At 36.7% G+C, this 18,312-nt stretch carries 18 protein-coding genes; 14 read left to right on the forward strand and 4 right to left on the reverse strand.

What is annotated here, in order from left to right; translation table 11 throughout:
- The 8 genes from OMO38_RS10055 (at position 1) to OMO38_RS10090 (ending at position 9,948) form a co-directional block, all read left to right on the forward strand.
- Complete coding sequence (locus OMO38_RS10055) at positions 1–378, forward strand: hypothetical protein (RefSeq protein WP_264750048.1); 378 nt, start codon at positions 1–3, stop codon at positions 376–378.
- Positions 379–527: 149 nt separating this feature from the next.
- Positions 528–1,931 carry a dihydrolipoyl dehydrogenase gene (gene lpdA, locus OMO38_RS10060; RefSeq protein WP_264750049.1) on the forward strand — a complete coding sequence of 468 codons (1,404 nt, stop codon included), beginning with the start codon at positions 528–530 and terminating at the stop codon, positions 1,929–1,931.
- 97 nt (positions 1,932–2,028) lie between these two features.
- The gene (locus OMO38_RS10065) at positions 2,029–2,514 is read left to right on the forward strand and encodes a hypothetical protein (protein ID WP_264750050.1); all 486 of its coding nucleotides are present in this window, start codon (positions 2,029–2,031) and stop codon (positions 2,512–2,514) included.
- A gap of 90 nt (positions 2,515–2,604) precedes the next feature.
- Positions 2,605–3,429 (forward strand): CvfB family protein, encoded by an 825-nt coding sequence (locus tag OMO38_RS10070; protein WP_264750051.1) that lies wholly within the window; start codon positions 2,605–2,607, stop codon positions 3,427–3,429.
- A 149-nt stretch (positions 3,430–3,578) separates the two neighbouring features.
- Complete coding sequence (locus OMO38_RS10075) at positions 3,579–4,172, forward strand: TetR/AcrR family transcriptional regulator (RefSeq protein WP_264750052.1); 594 nt, start codon at positions 3,579–3,581, stop codon at positions 4,170–4,172.
- Positions 4,173–4,268: 96 nt separating this feature from the next.
- Positions 4,269–5,621: a TolC family protein gene (locus tag OMO38_RS10080; RefSeq protein ID WP_264750053.1), complete on the forward strand. Its 1,353-nt coding sequence runs from the start codon at positions 4,269–4,271 to the stop codon at positions 5,619–5,621.
- Between the two features lie 69 nt (positions 5,622–5,690).
- Positions 5,691–6,752: an efflux RND transporter periplasmic adaptor subunit gene (locus OMO38_RS10085; protein ID WP_264750054.1), complete on the forward strand. Its 1,062-nt coding sequence runs from the start codon at positions 5,691–5,693 to the stop codon at positions 6,750–6,752.
- 7 nt (positions 6,753–6,759) lie between these two features.
- Positions 6,760–9,948 (forward strand): efflux RND transporter permease subunit, encoded by a 3,189-nt coding sequence (locus tag OMO38_RS10090; protein WP_264750055.1) that lies wholly within the window; start codon positions 6,760–6,762, stop codon positions 9,946–9,948.
- A 499-nt stretch (positions 9,949–10,447) separates the two neighbouring features.
- Here the strand turns inward: OMO38_RS10090 and OMO38_RS10095 are convergent, their stop codons facing one another.
- The gene (locus OMO38_RS10095; RefSeq protein ID WP_264750056.1) at positions 10,448–11,044 is read right to left on the reverse strand and encodes a hypothetical protein; all 597 of its coding nucleotides are present in this window, start codon (positions 11,042–11,044) and stop codon (positions 10,448–10,450) included.
- Between the two features lie 153 nt (positions 11,045–11,197).
- Between OMO38_RS10095 and OMO38_RS10100 the strand changes: the two genes are divergently transcribed.
- Positions 11,198–12,070: an AraC family transcriptional regulator gene (locus OMO38_RS10100; protein ID WP_264750219.1), complete on the forward strand. Its 873-nt coding sequence runs from the start codon at positions 11,198–11,200 to the stop codon at positions 12,068–12,070.
- Between the two features lie 170 nt (positions 12,071–12,240).
- Here the strand turns inward: OMO38_RS10100 and OMO38_RS10105 are convergent, their stop codons facing one another.
- From OMO38_RS10105 to OMO38_RS10115, 3 genes are all read right to left on the reverse strand, one after another.
- Positions 12,241–12,687, reverse strand: coding sequence for a KTSC domain-containing protein (locus tag OMO38_RS10105; RefSeq protein ID WP_047444253.1), 447 nt, complete (start codon positions 12,685–12,687; stop codon positions 12,241–12,243).
- Between the two features lie 79 nt (positions 12,688–12,766).
- On the reverse strand, positions 12,767–13,687 hold the full coding sequence (locus tag OMO38_RS10110) for a hypothetical protein (protein WP_264750057.1): 921 nt from the start codon (positions 13,685–13,687) through the stop codon (positions 12,767–12,769).
- A 244-nt stretch (positions 13,688–13,931) separates the two neighbouring features.
- Entirely contained in the window at positions 13,932–14,348 is a 417-nt protein-coding gene (locus OMO38_RS10115; protein ID WP_264750058.1) for a winged helix-turn-helix transcriptional regulator, read from the reverse strand.
- A 109-nt stretch (positions 14,349–14,457) separates the two neighbouring features.
- Here OMO38_RS10115 and OMO38_RS10120 point away from each other — a divergent pair, with 109 nt between their 5' ends.
- The 5 genes from OMO38_RS10120 to OMO38_RS10140 all read left to right on the forward strand — a co-directional run bounded on the left by OMO38_RS10120 (position 14,458) and on the right by OMO38_RS10140 (position 18,287).
- Positions 14,458–15,549, forward strand: coding sequence for an alkene reductase (locus tag OMO38_RS10120; RefSeq protein WP_264750059.1), 1,092 nt, complete (start codon positions 14,458–14,460; stop codon positions 15,547–15,549).
- A gap of 123 nt (positions 15,550–15,672) precedes the next feature.
- Positions 15,673–16,377 (forward strand): SDR family oxidoreductase, encoded by a 705-nt coding sequence (locus tag OMO38_RS10125; RefSeq protein WP_264750060.1) that lies wholly within the window; start codon positions 15,673–15,675, stop codon positions 16,375–16,377.
- A gap of 134 nt (positions 16,378–16,511) precedes the next feature.
- Positions 16,512–16,637, forward strand: coding sequence for a hypothetical protein (locus OMO38_RS10130; protein WP_264750061.1), 126 nt, complete (start codon positions 16,512–16,514; stop codon positions 16,635–16,637).
- The gene (locus OMO38_RS10135) at positions 16,610–17,299 is read left to right on the forward strand and encodes an SDR family NAD(P)-dependent oxidoreductase (protein WP_264750220.1); all 690 of its coding nucleotides are present in this window, start codon (positions 16,610–16,612) and stop codon (positions 17,297–17,299) included. Before OMO38_RS10130 ends, OMO38_RS10135 begins: the two co-directional genes overlap by 28 nt.
- Entirely contained in the window at positions 17,286–18,287 is a 1,002-nt protein-coding gene (locus tag OMO38_RS10140; protein ID WP_264750062.1) for an NADP-dependent oxidoreductase, read from the forward strand. Before OMO38_RS10135 ends, OMO38_RS10140 begins: the two co-directional genes overlap by 14 nt.
- The last annotated feature ends 25 nt before the right edge of the window (positions 18,288–18,312 follow it).

Genomic DNA, 18,312 nt, shown 5'->3' on the forward strand with positions numbered 1-18,312 from the left:
ATGAAAAAACTTCCGAAATTAGGTTGTGCCTGCGAGAAACACGACCTGATCGAGTCTGAATACAGAACATCAACAGTGGGAACAGATTCCACCGAAGGCAGAAATGCAGAAGTAAGTGTTATTCAATGCCGCCTGTGCCAAAGAATTTGGATTAAATACGATGTCGAATTTCCAAATTCCCCACAATCCGCAAGATGGTTCAAAGGAATTATTGCCAAAAAAGATGTTGCAGAAATGAAACCAGAAAACGCTGTTGAATATTTAGAAAATCTTCCCTGGTATATATGCGGAGGTGAGTTTTTTGGAAATACAGAAGTTTTTGGAGAAGGAAATTTAGACTTTTTGTCGATATCAAATGTGGGAGATAGCAAGGTTTAAAAATATTCTCAATAATGTAGGCATCCTACACCCAGCTTCCAACATCCCACATCCGACAAAAACTTGACAAAACTCACTTTGTTCCTTCTAAATTAATCATTAAATTTGTAAGAATTAATCGTCAGATAATAAATAAATCAAAATATAAAATGAGTCAATTCGATGTTACCGTAATAGGTTCTGGTCCTGGAGGTTATGTGGCTGCAATCCGCGCTGCGCAATTAGGTTTCAAAACAGCAATTATTGAAAAATATTCAACTTTAGGCGGAACCTGTCTTAACGTTGGATGTATTCCTTCAAAAGCACTCTTGGACAGCTCTGAGCATTTCGAAAACGCAAAACACAATTTCGAAAACCACGGAATTATCATTAATGAGCCACAGGCTGATATTGCAAGAATGATTGCGAGAAAAAATGAAGTGGTAGAGCAAACTACAAAAGGAATCAATTTCCTGATGAACAAAAACAAAATTACTGTTTTTGAAGGTCTTGGAAGTTTTGAATCTGCAACTCAGATTAAAGTAACGAAAAACGACGGTTCTACAGAAACGATCGATTCTAAATATACCATTATTGCTACAGGTTCTAAACCTTCATCTTTGCCTTTTATCACTTTAGATAAAGAAAGAGTGATCACTTCTACAGAAGCTTTAAATTTAAAAGAAATTCCTAAGCATTTGGTAGTAATCGGTGGTGGAGTAATTGGTCTTGAATTAGGTTCAGTTTACTTGAGACTTGGAGCTCAGGTAACTGTAGTTGAATTCATGGACAAAATCATTCCTACAATGGATGGAGCTTTAAGCAAGGAATTGACTAAAGTTCTGAAGAAGCAGGGAATGAAATTCATGCTTTCTACAGCGGTTTCTGCGGTTGAAAGAAACGGTGATACTGTAAAGATCACTGCAAAAGATAAAAAAGGAGAGGAAGTTACAGTTGAAGGAGATTACTGTCTGGTTTCTGTAGGAAGAAGACCTTACACAGACGGACTTGGCTTGGAGAAAGCAGGTGTTGAATTAGACGAAAGAGGAAGAGTAAAAACAAACGACCATTTACAGACAAACGTTGCAAATATCTACGCAATCGGTGATGTTATCAAAGGCGCGATGTTAGCTCATAAAGCTGAAGAAGAAGGTGTTTTTGTTGCTGAAACCTTGGCGGGACAAAAACCTCACATTAATTATAATTTAATTCCAGGAGTGGTTTACACATGGCCGGAAGTTGCCGGAGTTGGTAAAACTGAAGAGCAACTGAAAGAGGAAGGTGTTGCCTACAAAATCGGAACTTTCCCAATGAGAGCGTTAGGTAGAAGCCGTGCAAGTGGTGATATCGACGGTTTGGTGAAAATCATTGCTGACGAAAAAACAGATGAAGTTTTAGGTTTCCACATGATCGGGGCCAGAGCTGCCGACTTGGTTGCTGAAGGTGTTATCGCTATGGAATTCCGTGCAAGTGCTGAAGATATCGCAAGAAGTTCTCACGCGCACCCAACCTATGCTGAAGCGGTGAAAGAAGCTGCTTTGGATGCGACTGGGAAGAGAGCGTTGCATATGTAGAAGTCAAGGAAAAAGTAAAAAAGCCAGGTTTGGCGCAAATATAAAAAGGGAAGTTTCGGCTTCTCTTTTTTTTGTATTTTGTTGCAAATATTTGATGATGATGAAGCTAATACTTTATTCGATGGTTATTTTCTCAGGATTGCTTTTCGGGCAGAATATTGAGCCTGGGAAAAAGATAGTCCAGCAAATTAATCAAATCAAAGATTTTAAAATTAAAATAGTTCCTAATTCTTATTTTACGGATAAATCTGAAGTAACAGATAACGGAATTGAACTAAAAGGATTTTACAAAAATAGAAGACTCAGAAAAATAGAACATTTTTTGGGTTTGTCTGCCTGGAAAATCGTTACAGAATATTTCTTTTCAGATGACGGAAAACTTGTTTTTGTTCATTCACAAAAATATCAAATACTTGATGAAAATGGTTATCTTAAAAAGCCGAAACTTCTTTCAGAATTGAAAAACTATTACGAAAATAATACCTTAATCAAAACGGTTGGACAAATTATAAATGATGAAAATAAAGATTATTTAAACGAATCAAAAAATTTAATAAACGATTTGAAAAATTACGATCACTAAAATCAGAAACCCCAACCCCAAAACCTCTTACTCTAAACTCATAAAACACTCCACTTATTTTCCTTACCTTTGCCAACTAAATTATCATCAATGCAACTCGGAAAAACCCAGACTTTAAAAATTTCAGAAAAAAATACTTCAGGATGGATGCTTGAATCGGAAACCGGCGAAACGGCTTTTATGTCTAAAGTTTTCATTCGTGAAGAAAAAGAAATTGGTGATGAAATAGAAGTTTTCGTGTATCAGGATGATCATAAACTGAAAGCTACGACAGAAACTCCTTTGGCGGAAGTTGGCGAGTTTGCAGTAATGAGTTGTGTGCAAAGTCTTCCCAGCGGTGCCTTTATGGATTGGGGAATTATCAAAGATCTTTTCATTCCGTACAAGCAGCAGAAATCTAAAATTCTTGAAGGCAAAAGATACCTTGTAAATCTCTATGTAGATGAAGATCTGGAACTGATTACCGGGACAACAAAATTCAAGAGAAACCCACAATACGAAGATGTACCTTTCAGAAAAGGTGATAAAGTGGAACTAATCATGATGAACGAAAGCGAACTGGGATGGAATGTGGTGATTAATAAGAAATATATCGGATTGGTTTATGCGTCTGATGTATATAAAAAAGTATATCCACTTTCTGAAGAAGAGGGTTATATCAAAACCATTCGTGAAGACGGTAAAATAGATGTTTCACTTCAGCCTGAAGGTTTTGAAAATATCGATGAGTTCAGACAGAAAATTCTGAACAAATTAGAAGAAAACTTCGGTTTGCTTCATCTCTCAGATAAATCTTCTCCGGAAGACATTAAAGCAGAGCTGCAGATGAGTAAAAAGAACTTTAAAAAAGCATTGGGCGGTTTGTATAAAGATAAGATCGTAGATATTATGGATGATAAAATAAGGTTAATTTAAAAGTACTATCAAAATATAAATTGAAGTCTGGACATTTTGTTCAGACTTTTTTTATGATAATTATCACAGAAAATTCATTAATTATTTTGTTTAACAATTTTGTCAAAACAATTGTTTGATATATATTTGCACAAAATTGTTTAACAAAAATGTCAAAACAAGAAAAGAAAGACCAAACTCAGGAATTAATCAAGGATACTGCAAAGAATTTATTCTTCGTGCAGGGGAAATTTAACGCAACTACACAGGAGATTGCGGACGAGGCGGGTGTTAACAGAACATTAATTAACTACTATTTCAGATCAAGAGATAATTTGATTCAGATCATTTTTGATGAGGCGCATCGGGTAGAAAAGGAAAAATCTGAATTGATTATGAATTCTGATTTACCATTTAAAGAGAAAATTGCCAACTTTATTGACGGCAGTTTACAGACCAGCTTGAAATATCCTTATCTCGAAACCTATATTGTTTCCCAAATCAACAAAGGGAGCTGTCATAAGAGAGATGTGGAAGAGAAAGATTTAAAAAAGATGTACAGCGAGATTGAAGCTGAAATGGAACTGGGAAATATTGAAAAAATGGCACCGGTACAGTTTATACTCAATATGATTTCACTTCTCATATTTCCAAGTGCCGTGCGTCCGTTGTTTCTGGAAAATATGATGCTGGATGAAAGAGAATTTGATCTTTTGATTGCAGACAGAAAAGACATCATTCTTAACATGCTTTTTAAAAATTAATTAAAAACTGTTAAAGTAATTATAAAACTCGATCGTCCTTTAGGGATAAAGTACATCAGGAAAGCAACTACAAAAAAAATAAACGAAGTATAAATTATGAATAGAAAACTTGTAACTGCAAAAAAGCTAAAAATTGGGATAGCTGCAGCATTTATGATTTTCGGCTCTACATCTGCCTTTGCCCAGCAACAGGTGTCATTGCAGGAAGCCATTAAGCAGGCTTTGCAAAATAAAGCAGAAGCCAAAAAAGCAGCTTTGCAGATCAAAAAAGCTGAATACAAGATTGCCGAGGCGAGAGCTGGAGCTTTACCTCAGATCAACATCACGTCTGGTCTTACTTACAATCCGGTGATTCAGGAATCTTTACTTGAATTTGGTGGAGAAAGAATTATTGCAAAATTGGGACAGCCATGGCAAACCACTACAACCGCACAGGTTCAGCAGGCGATTTTTGATCAGAGAGTTTTTACAGGTTTGAAAGCTGCGAAGTCAACAAGAGAATTTTATGTTCTTAATGCGCAGTTAACCAATGAGCAGTTGATAGAAAATGTTGCAACAGCGTACTATCAGGTTTTTGTGCAGGAAGAAAATCTTGAAACAGTAAACCAAAGCTACGCAAATACTGAAAAGGTAAGAAATGTCATCAAAAGTTTGGTAGACAATGGTCTTGCTAAAAAGATTGATTTAGACAGAACAAACGTTCAGTTAACAAACATTGGTTCCAACAAACAGACTTTGATCAACAGTGTAGAGCTTTCAAAAAATTCATTGAAATTCTACATGGGAATTCCGATCGAAACAGATATCGTTCTTGAGGAAAAATCTATAGAACCAAAACCTGAACTTCTGGCTTCGAATGTTGATTTGAATAACCGTTCTGAAGTGAAAGTTCTTCAGAAAAACAGAGAACTTCTGGTCTACAACAAGAAGGCAACAGAAGCTTATCTTTATCCTACGGTTAACTTAGTTGCCAACTATGGATGGGGCGCGACCGGAGCGAAGTTTCCTTTAACCAACGGCTTGCAGAATGGTGTACTTTGGAGTGACTTCTCAGCGATTGGTTTAAATATCAACATTCCGATTTTTACGGGTGGTGCGACCAAGTCTAAAATTGCTCAGGCACAGATTGATATTGATGATTTAGATTTAGATATTGAAAATACTGAACTTCAGTTAAGTCTTGATCATAAAAATGCAATTACCAATATGGAAAATTCATTGATCAACATAGAAAGTATGAAGAATAACGTTGGTCTTGCCGAGAAAGTTCAGAAAGATACTCAGGCAAATTATCAGTATGGTTTGGCAACGCTTACAGAAGTATTGGATACTGAAAATGCTTTAACTCAGGCAAAACAGAATTATGCTAATGCATTATTAGACTACAAACAGGCTGAAATCAAATTAATCAAAGCTAAAGGCGAACTCAATACTTTACAAAACCCATAATAAACTTAAGTGAAGTCTTTTATTTAAAAAAAGAGATTCCATTTACATTAAAAAATAATCATTATTAAAATGAAAAAAACTTTAATATATATCATCGTAGCAGCAGTACTGGTTGGTTTGGCTGCATGGAAAATTGCCGACAACAAAAAGAAGCAGGAAACTGAAGTGAAAGAGGTGGCAAAGCAGGTTGATAAAATCAACGTAAACGTAATCACTGTGGCACGAGAAAATATCGACACAGATTATTCTGCCAACGGAACTTTTATTCCAAAACAAGAATCAAATCAGTCTTCAGAAATCGCAGGACGTATCGTCAGCGTTTTCGTGAAAGAAGGTTCAAGAGTAGGAGCAGGTCAGGTTTTGGCAACTATTAAAAGAGATGCTATTGAGGTAGACGTTACTCAGGCTCAGAATAACTTACAGAATGCTATTGCTGACAATCAGCGTTATGAGAATGCTTTCAAAACGGGAGGTGTTACAAAACAGCAGCTGGATAACTCAAGATTGCAGTTGAAAAACATGCAGGCTGCAGTTCGTGCTCAGGGAGTTAAAATCAACGATACAAGCATCAGAGCAGGAATCAGTGGAACGATCAACAAGAAAATGGTAGAGCCGGGAATGGTGGTTGCACCGGGAACAGCTTTATTTGAAATCGTAAATATCAATTCATTAAAACTTTCAGTTTTGGTGGATGAAAGCCAGATCGGAAGAATTCAGCTGGGTCAGAATGTTTCTATTAACGTAAACGTGTTACCTGAAGAATCTTTCAGCGGAAGAATCACATTTATCGCTCCAAAAAGTGATGCTTCTTTAAATTTCCCTGTAGAAATTGAAGTTCAAAACAGAGGAAACCTGAAAGCGGGTATGTACGCAACTGCATTATTTAAAACAAACAACGGTGCCGAAACTCAGAATATGCTTACGGTTCCTGCAGAAGCTTTTGCAAATGGTGTAAGTTCAGGACAGATTTTCGTTGTTGAGAATGGAACTGCTAAAATGATCACCGTGAAAACAGGAAAAGTATACGGCGACAAAGTGCAGATCATCAGCGGACTGAACGGTGGCGAGCAGGTGATTACCAGCGGACAGATCAACCTTGATAACGGTTCAAAAATCAATATCGTAAAGTAACAGAAGAATGAAGTTAGCAGAAATATCCATTAAAAGACCGTCCCTCGTTATCGTATTGTTTACGATTCTTACGCTGGGAGGTTTGTTAAGCTACTCCATGATGGGGTACGAATTGATTCCGAAGTTTGAAACCAACATGGTGACGATTTCTACCGTGTATCCGGGAGCTTCGCCTTCTGAGGTGGAAACTTCAGTGACGCGTAAGATTGAAGATGCCGTAGGTTCTTTGGAAAATGTAAAAAAGGTAGAATCATCTTCATACGAAAGTTTATCGGTGATTATGGTTCAGCTGAACACTGGTGCCGACGTAAACTATGCTCTGAATGATGCACAGAGAAAGGTAAATGCTATTTTGGCAGACCTTCCGGAGGATGCAGATCCGCCGTCATTACAGAAATTTTCACTGGATGATTTACCGATCATGACTTTGAGTATTACCAGTAATAAACTGAATAACAAAGAGCTTTACGATCTTTTAGATAAAAAAATTGAGCCTATCTTTTCCCGTGTAAACGGTGTGGCTCAGGTTGACCTTGTAGGTGGACAGGAAAGAGAAATTCAGGTAAGTTTAGATGAAAAGAAAATGCAGGGTTACGGTCTTTCGATCGCAGATATTCAGCAGGCAATTCTTTCTTCAAACTTAGATTTCCCTACGGGAGCTTTGAAGACAAGAACTTCAAGATCTACCATTAGACTTTCAGGGAAATACAGAGATATCGCTGAAATGAACAACTTGGTTGTTTCCAATAAAGACGGAGCACAGGTTCGTTTATCTGATATCGCAACCGTATTTGATACTCAGAAAGATATTGAGAAAGTAGCGAGATTCAACCAGAATCCTACGATTTTGATGCAGGTGAAGAAACAGTCTGATGCGAATGCAGTGGCGGTTTCAGAATTGGTACAGTCAACTATTGCTCAGGTTCAGACGAACTATAAAGCTCAGGATGTAAAGGTGAGTATTGTAGATGACTCTACAGACTTTACTTTGGAAGCTGCAGATCACGTAATTTTCGATTTGTTCCTGGCAATTATCTTGGTGGCAGTGGTAATGTTATTATTCCTTCACAATATCAGAAACGCATTCATTGTGATGGTTTCCATTCCGGTATCATTGATTGCAACGGTGATTGGAATGTATCTGATGGGATATACCTTAAACTTAATGAGTTTACTTGGACTTTCACTGGTAGTAGGTATTCTTGTGGATGATGCGATTGTAGTACTGGAGAACGTTTACCGTCACATGGAGATGGGGAAAAGCAGAATCCGTGCAGCTTACGATGGAGCTTCAGAAATCGGGTTTACAGTAACAGCGATTACGATGGTAATTGTGGTGGTATTCTTACCGATTGCGATGAGTTCAGGATTGGTTTCTGATATCCTTGCGCAGTTCTGTGTCACGGTAGTTATTGCGACCATGTTCTCATTATTGGCTTCATTTACCATTATTCCTTGGTTATCTTCAAGATTCGGGAAACTGGTACATCTTACAGGAAAAAATCCTTTCGAGAAATTTATTCTTTGGTTTGAAAAGCAACTTGACAAATTTACGCACTGGATTTCAGGAATCCTGGAGTGGGCGCTGAAAACGGGTTTAAGAAGAATAATGGTAGTTGTAGTGACCTTTATTATTTTGATTTCATCATTTATGTTGGTGGCATTCGGATTTATCGGAGGTGAATTCTTCCCTAAAATGGACAGAGGTCAGTTCCTTGTTCAGATGGAATTACCAAAAGATGCTTCTGTAGAAAAAACCAACCAGTTGACTTTAGAGGTTGAAAAATACCTTAGAAATGATAAAGATGTTGTAGACATGATTACGACAGTGGGTCAGCAGTCATCAGGTTTCGGTGGTGCACAGGCAACTCTGTATCAGTCTGAAATTCAGGTAATTTTGGTGGATAAAGCGGAACGTGACGAAAGCACAGATATTAAATCAGCAAAAATCAAAAGAGCTTTAGAAGAAAAATTCACAGGAGTTGAATTTAAAACAGCACCAATCGGATTAATGGGAGCAGACAATGCGCCAATCGAAATGGTGGTAACAGCTCAGGATAACGCAACCGCAAATAAGGAAGCGAACAGAATTTTAGCTTTACTTAAAAAAGTTCCGGGATCTGTAGATGCTGAATTATCAACCGACTCTGGTAACCCGGAAGTTCAGGTGAATATCGACAGAGATAAAATGGCTTCTTTAGGCTTGAATCTTTCAAGTGTAGGACAGACGATGCAGACTGCATTCAGTGGAAATACAGACGGAAAATTCAGAGCCGGAGAATATGAATATGACATCAACATCCGTTTTGGTGATGCCAACAGACAGTCGATTGATGACGTAAGAAACCTAATGTTCACCAATCCTGCGGGAGAGCAGATCAGATTAAGTCAGTTTGCAGATGTGAAAATGGGTTCAGGACCAAGTTTGCTGGAGCGTAGAGATAAAGCGCCTTCCGTAAAAGTAAAATCTAAAGTTGTAGGTCGTCCTGTAGGGGATGTTGCCAACGAATGGTCTGCTCAGTTTATGGATAACGAAAAAACAAAACCAGCCGGTGTAACGTACATCTGGAGTGGTGACATGGAGAACCAGACTGAAGGTTTCGGTACTTTAGGAATTGCTTTACTGGCGGCTATTGTATTGGTTTATCTGGTAATGGTTTCACTGTATGACTCGTTCGTTTATCCGTTTGTGGTATTGTTCTCAATTCCATTGGCATTGATCGGGGTTATGGTTATTTTGGCCATCACCGGAAATTCATTAAACATCTTTACAATGTTGGGGATGATCATGCTGATTGGTTTGGTAGCGAAAAACGCAATTATGATTGTCGATTTTGCCAATATGAGAAAGGCAGCCGGAGCGAACACGCACGACGCTTTGATTCAGGCTAACCACGCCCGTCTTCGTCCGATCTTAATGACAACGATTGCGATGATCTTCGGTATGATCCCGATTGCGATTGCAAAAGGAGCAGGAGCGGAGATGAACAACGGTTTGGCTTGGGTAATCATCGGTGGTTTGACCTCATCATTATTCCTTACACTGATTATTGTACCGGTGGTTTATTCACTGTTCGATTCATTATTGAGAAGAATGGGTAAAGGAGAACCGGTAGATTATGACGCTGAAATGAAAGCCGATTACGAAGAAAAAGAACTGAGTGAAGATGGCTACACGCCAAAACACGTAGATTGATAAAACAGCCTTAATTAACCTGAAAGCCGCATCATTTCTTTGATGCGGCTTTTTATTTTAGTAATCATGCTCCCAATGACAAAAATAATTAAAAAGACTGCTTAATATAACACAACCGGTGGCTGAGGCCCTCGAAACCACGGATATATAAAAACAAGAACTGACAATTTCACAACCACAAAATTCCCGTCCCTGATCTGAAACTACAGGTTTGAAACCTCAGCAGATATATAACTAACTTTAACTGACCGGTAAATAACCACAAAGCACAGGTTTCAATCATTTAAGATCCTATGTAAAAATTTTCGTAACCTTTTAGGCAAAATCATAGATTGCGAAGTCGAAAGTATGTAAAGAAATTAAAATTAAATATGGATAAACGAAGTCTTTACAACTTTGGATAAACAAAAAAAGTCAGATTCTTCTGAGAATATCAGCAAGAACCTAACTTTAAAAAGAAACTATATAAAAATTTTTTTAATCTAAACTTGATAATTTCCTATCTCAGATTGATTACTTTATTGAAAACTTTTCCTGCCTGTTCTACACTGATAATGTAGTTGTCGGCTGTATTTGGATTTAAATCGAAAGTGATATCCAGCTCACCATTGGTTGCAGATTTATTCGAATTGTAATAAACGGTATTTGAAAAATCTGATACTGTGATTTTCACTGAATTTTTTAAACCTGAGAAATGCAGTTTTGCTTTATTTCCGTCCAAAGAAAATTCAGGCTTCACGATTTCTGCTACAGGCGTTTTATCAATAATTACTTTTTTGGAAGTGTCAACATTTATTTTATACTTCTCAATTTTACTTTCAGATTCTACGATTAGGTAATAAATACCTGATTCAAGATCTTTAAAATTGTAAGATTTGGCAACACTCTTATCTGAATTTAAATCTTCAGAAAGCAATTCACCATCATTTTCACTGAAGATTGTTACAGAAACGTTCTTTGCATTTGATACTTCAAAGGTTACCGATTCTGATTCAGCTTTTCCAAATGAAAGAGAAAAGTCTTTGTCTTTACTCATCGCACTAACTGAAAGAGATAGGAAACCGATCATCAAAACTGATTGTAATACTTTTTTCATAATATAAATTTTTTCATTTGTTAATACTGCAAATTTAGATCAAAGCTTAACGCAGTTCTACTGTACAATTTTCTTATATATGTGCTATTTTAACCCTAAGATTAATTATTTAAATTGTATTTGTTAATTTTGCATACAAATAACGATATTGATATGAAACATTCGCATCCCGCTTTCGAAGCTGTGAAACCCAATCTGGGAAGCAGTTTCACGAGTCTGAAGTTTTTGAAAAACGAAAATATCAAGTCACATGTATGGCATTATCATCCTGAAATTGAGTTAATCTTCGTCTGTGGCGGTTCCGGTAAGCGGCAGATCGGAAGTAATATATCCTATTTTTCAGATGGAGATCTTGTTTTAATGGGAACCAACCTTCCTCATTGTGGAATGACCAATGAAAACACTAACAACGATTACGAAATGGTCATCCAATTTAAACCTGACTTTTTAGGTGAAGAAATCTGGAATTTGCCTGAGATGCAAAAGATTACCAATCTCCTGGAAAAAGCAAAATCAGGAATTGTGTTTTCGGAAAATATTAAAAAAGATGTAGGTTTAAAAATTACCGAAATGCACGAATCATCTTCGTTGGATAGGCTTATGAAATTCATTAAAATTTTGGAAGAACTCGCCTCAACACAGGAATACCGAATTTTAAATGCCGGAAAATACTACCTCCAGACCCAGGTGGAAGATAATGAGAGAATCAATCATATCTTTAACTATGTGAAAGATCATTTTAAAGATCAGATCACTCTGGAAGAAATTTCTGATTTGGCTAGCATGAAAGTGCCTTCGTTCTGCCGTTATTTCAAGAAAATTACCAATAAAACTTTTACCCAGTTTGTGAACGAGTATCGAATTACCCATTCCCTAAAACTTTTAGCTGAACAGCCTCTAAGCATTACCGATGTTTGTTTTGAATCTGGTTTTAATAATTTCAGTTACTTTAATAAAACGTTCAAAGAATACACGGGGAAAAGTCCATCGCAGTACAGAAAAGAATTTAATTTCTTATTAGATTGACGTAATTTTGCATCTCCAAACTCTTTCGGAAAAACCACGTCAGTTCGGGTAGATTTTTTGAAGAAAACCGTATCGAGAACTTGAAAACTGCCAAATAAAAAACCGCATCCAGAGAATACGGTTATATTTTAAAATGCTGTTACAGCAAATTTGTATTTTCAAAATGAAAATTAATCCGCCATCACTTCACCGGACTTTCTGTAGATAAAATTTCCATAGATATGTCTTCTTGCAAAACGGCTCGGAGAATCAGCATTTACCATTTTGATATAGGTATTTCTCGGAACTCCGATGTATTCAAACATTTTCCCGTTCAAATGCTGAACTTTCAAAATTGATTTTTCAAGATAAAAATCAGTGATGATAGAAGTGGTAATCGTTTCCGTGTATTCTTCTTTATATTTTTCCTGTGTTTCAGGGTTGATGCTTACCAAAAAGTGATAGGCTTCAATCACAGATTTACTTTTTTCTTCCGCTTCCAGTTTCCCTTCTTCATTATTCACAAATTTATCAGGATGCGTATCTTTCATCACATTTCTGTAAACTGTTTTTAAATCTTTCAAAGTAGCGGTATTGTCTACCTCAAGAAGTTTTCTGTAATCACCTATTTTTTTCATAACGTACAATCCTTATTTCGGGGTGCAAAATTAGTCTTTTTAATTTTAAAAACCGTAAGTTTTTGATTATTAATTTGTTTTAATCATAAATATATAAACTTGTCAATTCTATTTTGTTATCTACAGAGATAATTTCAACTTTACTCAGCAGTTTTTGATCGTTATATGAAAATCTTATTTTTATATTTCCTCTAATTCCTGAGTAATCAGGTTTTGAAATTTCTAATATTTTATCTTCGGCATCAAATATAAAGGTAACTTTACCTATACTCCTGCATACTTCTGAAATCTTAAAATCGTAATCTGGCCATATTCTAATATAGTCGTAATCGAACTCATTATGATACTGACGATATTCATCCCATACTAGCCTCTCATTGTCATACGAAGTAATTTTTATAGGATTTTTATCTAAGTAATAATAATGGTAAATATTTTGACTTTTTTTATATTTTTCAGGGACAAAAGTTTTTACTAACCTTTGCCTGTCATCATATTTGAAGTATTTCTTTAAATATGTGGTCCATTTAGCTTTGGTTTCCCATCTTTCTTCCCCTAATAACTCACCTTCACTCGTTTTTTCAACTTTGGTTTTTATCCCTTTTTCAAATTTTTTTAAAGTACTAGAAATAAGTTGTTTTAAACTGTTATACTTGAAAGTGCTGTGGGATTTATTAATAGAATTAGGAAATTTTGTTTCAATTTTGACAAGTAAATTTTCGTTATAAACAAAGTTTGCTATATGATCATGGACAGAAGTCAGTTTGGAAGTTTTATAATTAATAGTTGACTCATAAATTTTATAACCTCTTTCGTTAAATTTTACGATTTTGCTCACTTTTCCACTTAAGCTATCACCAGCTAAAAATTGATAGATTTTATAATCTTTCTTAGATACGTTATATTTATCAAAATCGTAATCAGAACTGTCAAAAATAAAGTCCTGTGTATATGCGTAAAGTGAAGAGAATGTTAAAAGTGTAATTAAGAATTTTGACATTAAAATCAGATTTGGTAAGATTTTGACTGATAATGATATAAGAATGTTTTACGCTAAAGATATATAAACTTGAAGTCACTTAAAGCAGAAAAAAGCAGAAGTTTAACCTTTGCTCGTAAATCAAATTGAATTTACTTTAAAAAGTTTTTTTCTTTTTAGACTCCGCATACATTTTCCTAGAAGTTTTCACCATTGCAATCTTTGCCTTTTCTTTTTCATCCAAATTACGGGTTTCAAGGAAAAATCACAAAACCTCCCTCATCATCTCCCCAATTTTCTCCTCAATAAACCCTACCTTATCCTTCTTCACCGCAGTCAGAATCATCTTCTGACTTTCAGGAATCTCAGAATATTTTTCCGCCCACAGATTAATTTCTATCAGCAACGGAAGCAGATTGATGCCTTTTTCGGTCAGCTTATATAATACTTTTGCCTTACTGTCAGGGTGATCTTGCTTGCTGATAATTCCGTTTTCCTCAAGCATTAAGAGGCGTGAAGCGAGAATATTGGTTGCAATTTTCTCGTCAGATTTTAAAAATTCTCCGTAAGTACTCTGTTTTTTAAACATCAGATCTCTTACAATGAGCAATGACCATTTGTCTCCCCATACGTCTAATGAGCTGCTGATGGGGCAATCTGATCTCTTTTTTGAACTCGGCATAAAATTATTTTTAAATAATTAAATAAAAACACTTGCGTTTTGAAAGTAATGTTATAGATTTGTACTTGCAAAACGCAAGCAAATTTACCGAATTAAATTTAAAAATACAATGGAAAATATTCTTTTTGACGCTTACAAGAGTAAAAACTTAGATCTGAAAAACCGTATCGTGATGGCTCCAATGACCAGAAGCCGTTCAGATAATCCAGAAAATAAAGCAACCGAACTTACAGCAAAGTACTACCAGCAGAGAGCTTCCGCTGGTTTGATTATTACAGAGGGTACATTCATCAGTCTGGAAGCGGTTGGTGTCATCAATGTTCCCGCAATATACAGTTCAGCACAAATAGAAGGCTGGAAATTGACCACAGAAGCTGTTCATCAGGAAGGAGGGAAAATTTTCGCCCAGCTTTGGCACACAGGCGCATACTCTCATCCCGATTTGCACAACAGTAAAAAGCCTTTGGCTCCGTCAAACGTTAATCCTCAGCAACAGATTTTTACGGCTACAGGTTTTCAGACGAGCGAAGAACCTCAACCGATGACTACGGCAGATATCAAACAGACCGTAAATGATTTCAAACAGGCTGCACTCAATGCTTTTGAAGCCGGTTTTGATGGAGTAGAGCTTCACGGGGCGAATGGCTATCTGCTTCAGCAGTTTTTCAGTAAAAATTCCAATCTCCGCACCGATGAATATGGTGGTTCGGTAGAAAACAGAGCAAGAATTCTTTTCGAAATTCTCGATGCCATCAAAGAAGTTGCAGATTTAAACAAGGTTGGACTTCGTTTAAACCCTTCTCTCAATGGAATTATGGGGATTTTAGTAGATGACGAAACCATTGAGCTTTATAATTACATCGTCAACCGTCTGAACGGTTACGATTTGGCATATTTACACTTGATAGAGCCTTTTACAGACGTTTCAGGAAATTCAAATGCTATTCAGGAAGTCGCAAAACATTTCCGTAAAATCTACAACGGAACCATCATTATTAACAGAGGTTTCAACAAAGAAACTGCCACAAAAGTTTTAAAAGATGGTGACGCAGATTTGGTTTCTTTCGGAACTCCTTTTATAGCCAATCCCGATCTGGTAGAGCGTTTCAAGATTGATGCGCCACTCAATCAACCGGATCAGGCGACTTTTTACACGCCGGGCGAAAAAGGCTACACCGATTATCCGACTCTGAACATCTAAAATAATTTGGGCGAACGGCCGGGCTTTCCGCTGTATCTTTTGTTTCACAAAAGGATGCCGCTGCAATCCCTGTCGCAAACCCTACAATAACCACAATACACAACATTTAAACAAAACAAAAAAATGAAAACAACAGGAAATACAGTATTCATCAGCGGCGGAAGTGCCGGAATCGGTTTAGCCATCGCAAAAAAACTGACTGCGGAAGGCAACAGAATAATCATCAACGGAAGAAATGAAGAACGTCTTCAGAATGCCTTACAACAATTGGATAATGCGGTAGCTATTCAGGGTGATCTTTCAATTGAGGCAGATAGATTACGCATTGCAGAAGATTTAAAAAACAATCATCCCGATGTCAATATCATTATCAATAATGCAGGAGCAGCGTTTACTTATTTGCTGAACGAAACCCAAAACGCACACGAAAAAGCAGCGGTTGAAATGAACACCAATTATTTCAGCGTCATTCACTTTACAGAACTATTACTTCCTCATCTGCTTCAGAAAACAGATTCAGCGGTAGTCAATATTTCTTCGATTGCAGTTTTTGGAAGTCATAAAATGTTGCCGACTTACGGTGCGACGAAAGCAGCATTGCACAGTTACACCCAGGCTTTGAGACAGACTTATGAAGACCGGGAAAATATTCAGATTTATGAAGTCTATCCACCTTTAGTCAATACAGATTTCTCAGCAGAAATCGGCGGAGCTAACGGAATTCCGGCCTCAGAAGTTGCCGATGAGTTCTTTTTGGCACTGGAAAAAAATCAGTTTGATGTTCCGGTTGGTGATACCAAACAGTTTTTTGCAAAAGAATTAGCTTAATATACTGAGAAAAATTCTCTTTTGAAAATTTCATCGAAATTAGACCCTTTAGGGACGGGGAAAATAATTTGGATGAAATTTGAATATGATTTAAATTATTTACAAGGAGTTTTTCACGTAGAAAATATTGTAACATGGAATTAAAAGGAAAAACAATTTTAATTACTGGCGGAGCTTCCGGCATTGGTCTGGAAGCAGCAAAGCGGTTTCAGAAATCGGAGCTAAAGTCATCATCACAGGCCGGAATCAACAGAGATTAGATTTGGCTAAAAGACAGTATCCCAATCTTACGGTGATCAAAAGTGATGTCTCTGTCGCAGAAAACGCACAGGAACTCTTTGATAAAATTTCTCAGCTTGGCGGTATTGATATTCTGTATAACAATGCTGGGGTGGGATCAGCTCCGATCAGTTTAGGAGTTCCCAACGAAAAGCATCTGGAAAACGCTGCTTACGAAATGGAAATCAATTATTTGGGCGTCATCCGTTTAAATAATATTTTCCTGAACATGCTTCAGTCCAGAAAAGAAGCAGCAATTATTAACACGACTTCCATTCTGAGTTATGTTCCGTCATTGGTTGAAGCAACCTATTCAGCATCCAAAACAGCTTTGGCGTTTTATACAAAATCACTCAGAGAACATCTGCGAATAAGCAACAGCAAAGTAAAAATATTTGAATTACTTCCTCCGGTCGTTGATACAGAAATGACCGCTGCCAGAAAAGATAAAAAAATCACAACTGAAGAATTGGTAAAAGGTTTGATCAATGGATTAAAAAAAGATCAGTTTACCATCAGAATTGGTGATGCAAAGTTGGTGTATTATCTGAACAGATTTTTCCCTAAATTAACGTTCGGGTTGGTCAATCCAAAGAGTCAGGAACAAATTTTAAAACAAAACTCAAAACATGAAAGCATTTAGTATCAGCCGTTACAAAAAAGACAGTGACCTGCAATTGGTAGATGTTCCCGAACCGGTATTGAAAGAAAATGAAGTTCTGGTGGAGATTCACGCTGCCAGTGTCAATCTTTTAGACTCAAAATTGAAAAGTGGTGAGTTCAAATTAATTGTCCCTTACAAATTACCGTTGATCCTGGGTCACGATGTGGCAGGCGTCATCATAAAAGTAGGTTCAAAAGTGAAAAGCTTTAAAGTGGGTGATGAAATTTATGCCAGACCTGCAGATTTTCACATCGGAACTTTTGCGGAATTTGTTTCGATCGATGAAAAAGATGTTGCTTTAAAACCAAAAAACCTGACGATGGAGGAAGCGGCTTCCATTCCTTTGGTTGGGTTGACGGCTTGGCAGGCTTTGGTTGAAAAAGCCAATGTTCAGAAAGGTCAGAAAGTTTTTATACAGGCCGGATCCGGTGGAGTGGGAACCTTCGCCATTCAGTTGGCAAAAAATTTGGGTGCGACTGTAGCCACCACAGCCAGTGAAAAAAGTTTTGAGTTTTTAAAAGATCTTGGTGCCGATGTTCTGATTGATTATAAAAAACAGAATTTCGAAGATCTGTTGAGCGGTTACGATATGGTCTTGAACAGTCAGGATACCAAAACGCTTGAGAAATCTTTTGATGTTGTAAAACCCGGCGGTAAAATAATTTCCATTTCCGGTCCGCCAACGCCTCTGTTTGCAAAAGAATTTAATTTTCCTTGGTACGTAAAATTCGCAATAAAACTGATGAGCAGTAAAATCAGAAAAATTGCAGAGAAAAAAAATGTGAATTATTCTTTTCTCTTTATGAAAGCTAATGGAAAACAGTTGGCAGAAATTACAAAACTGATAGAAGCGGGAAAAATAGGACCTGTCATCGACAAAGTTTTTCCATTTGAAAATACCAATGAAGCAGTGAAATATGTTGAAAGTGGCCGTGCAAAAGGAAAAGTGGTGATTAAGATGAAATAATATTTGTAGAATAAAAAAGGCAGGA

Origin of the sequence: Chryseobacterium kimseyorum, from assembly GCF_025971945.1 — a bacterium.
In the GTDB taxonomy this organism is placed as follows: domain Bacteria; phylum Bacteroidota; class Bacteroidia; order Flavobacteriales; family Weeksellaceae; genus Chryseobacterium; species Chryseobacterium kimseyorum.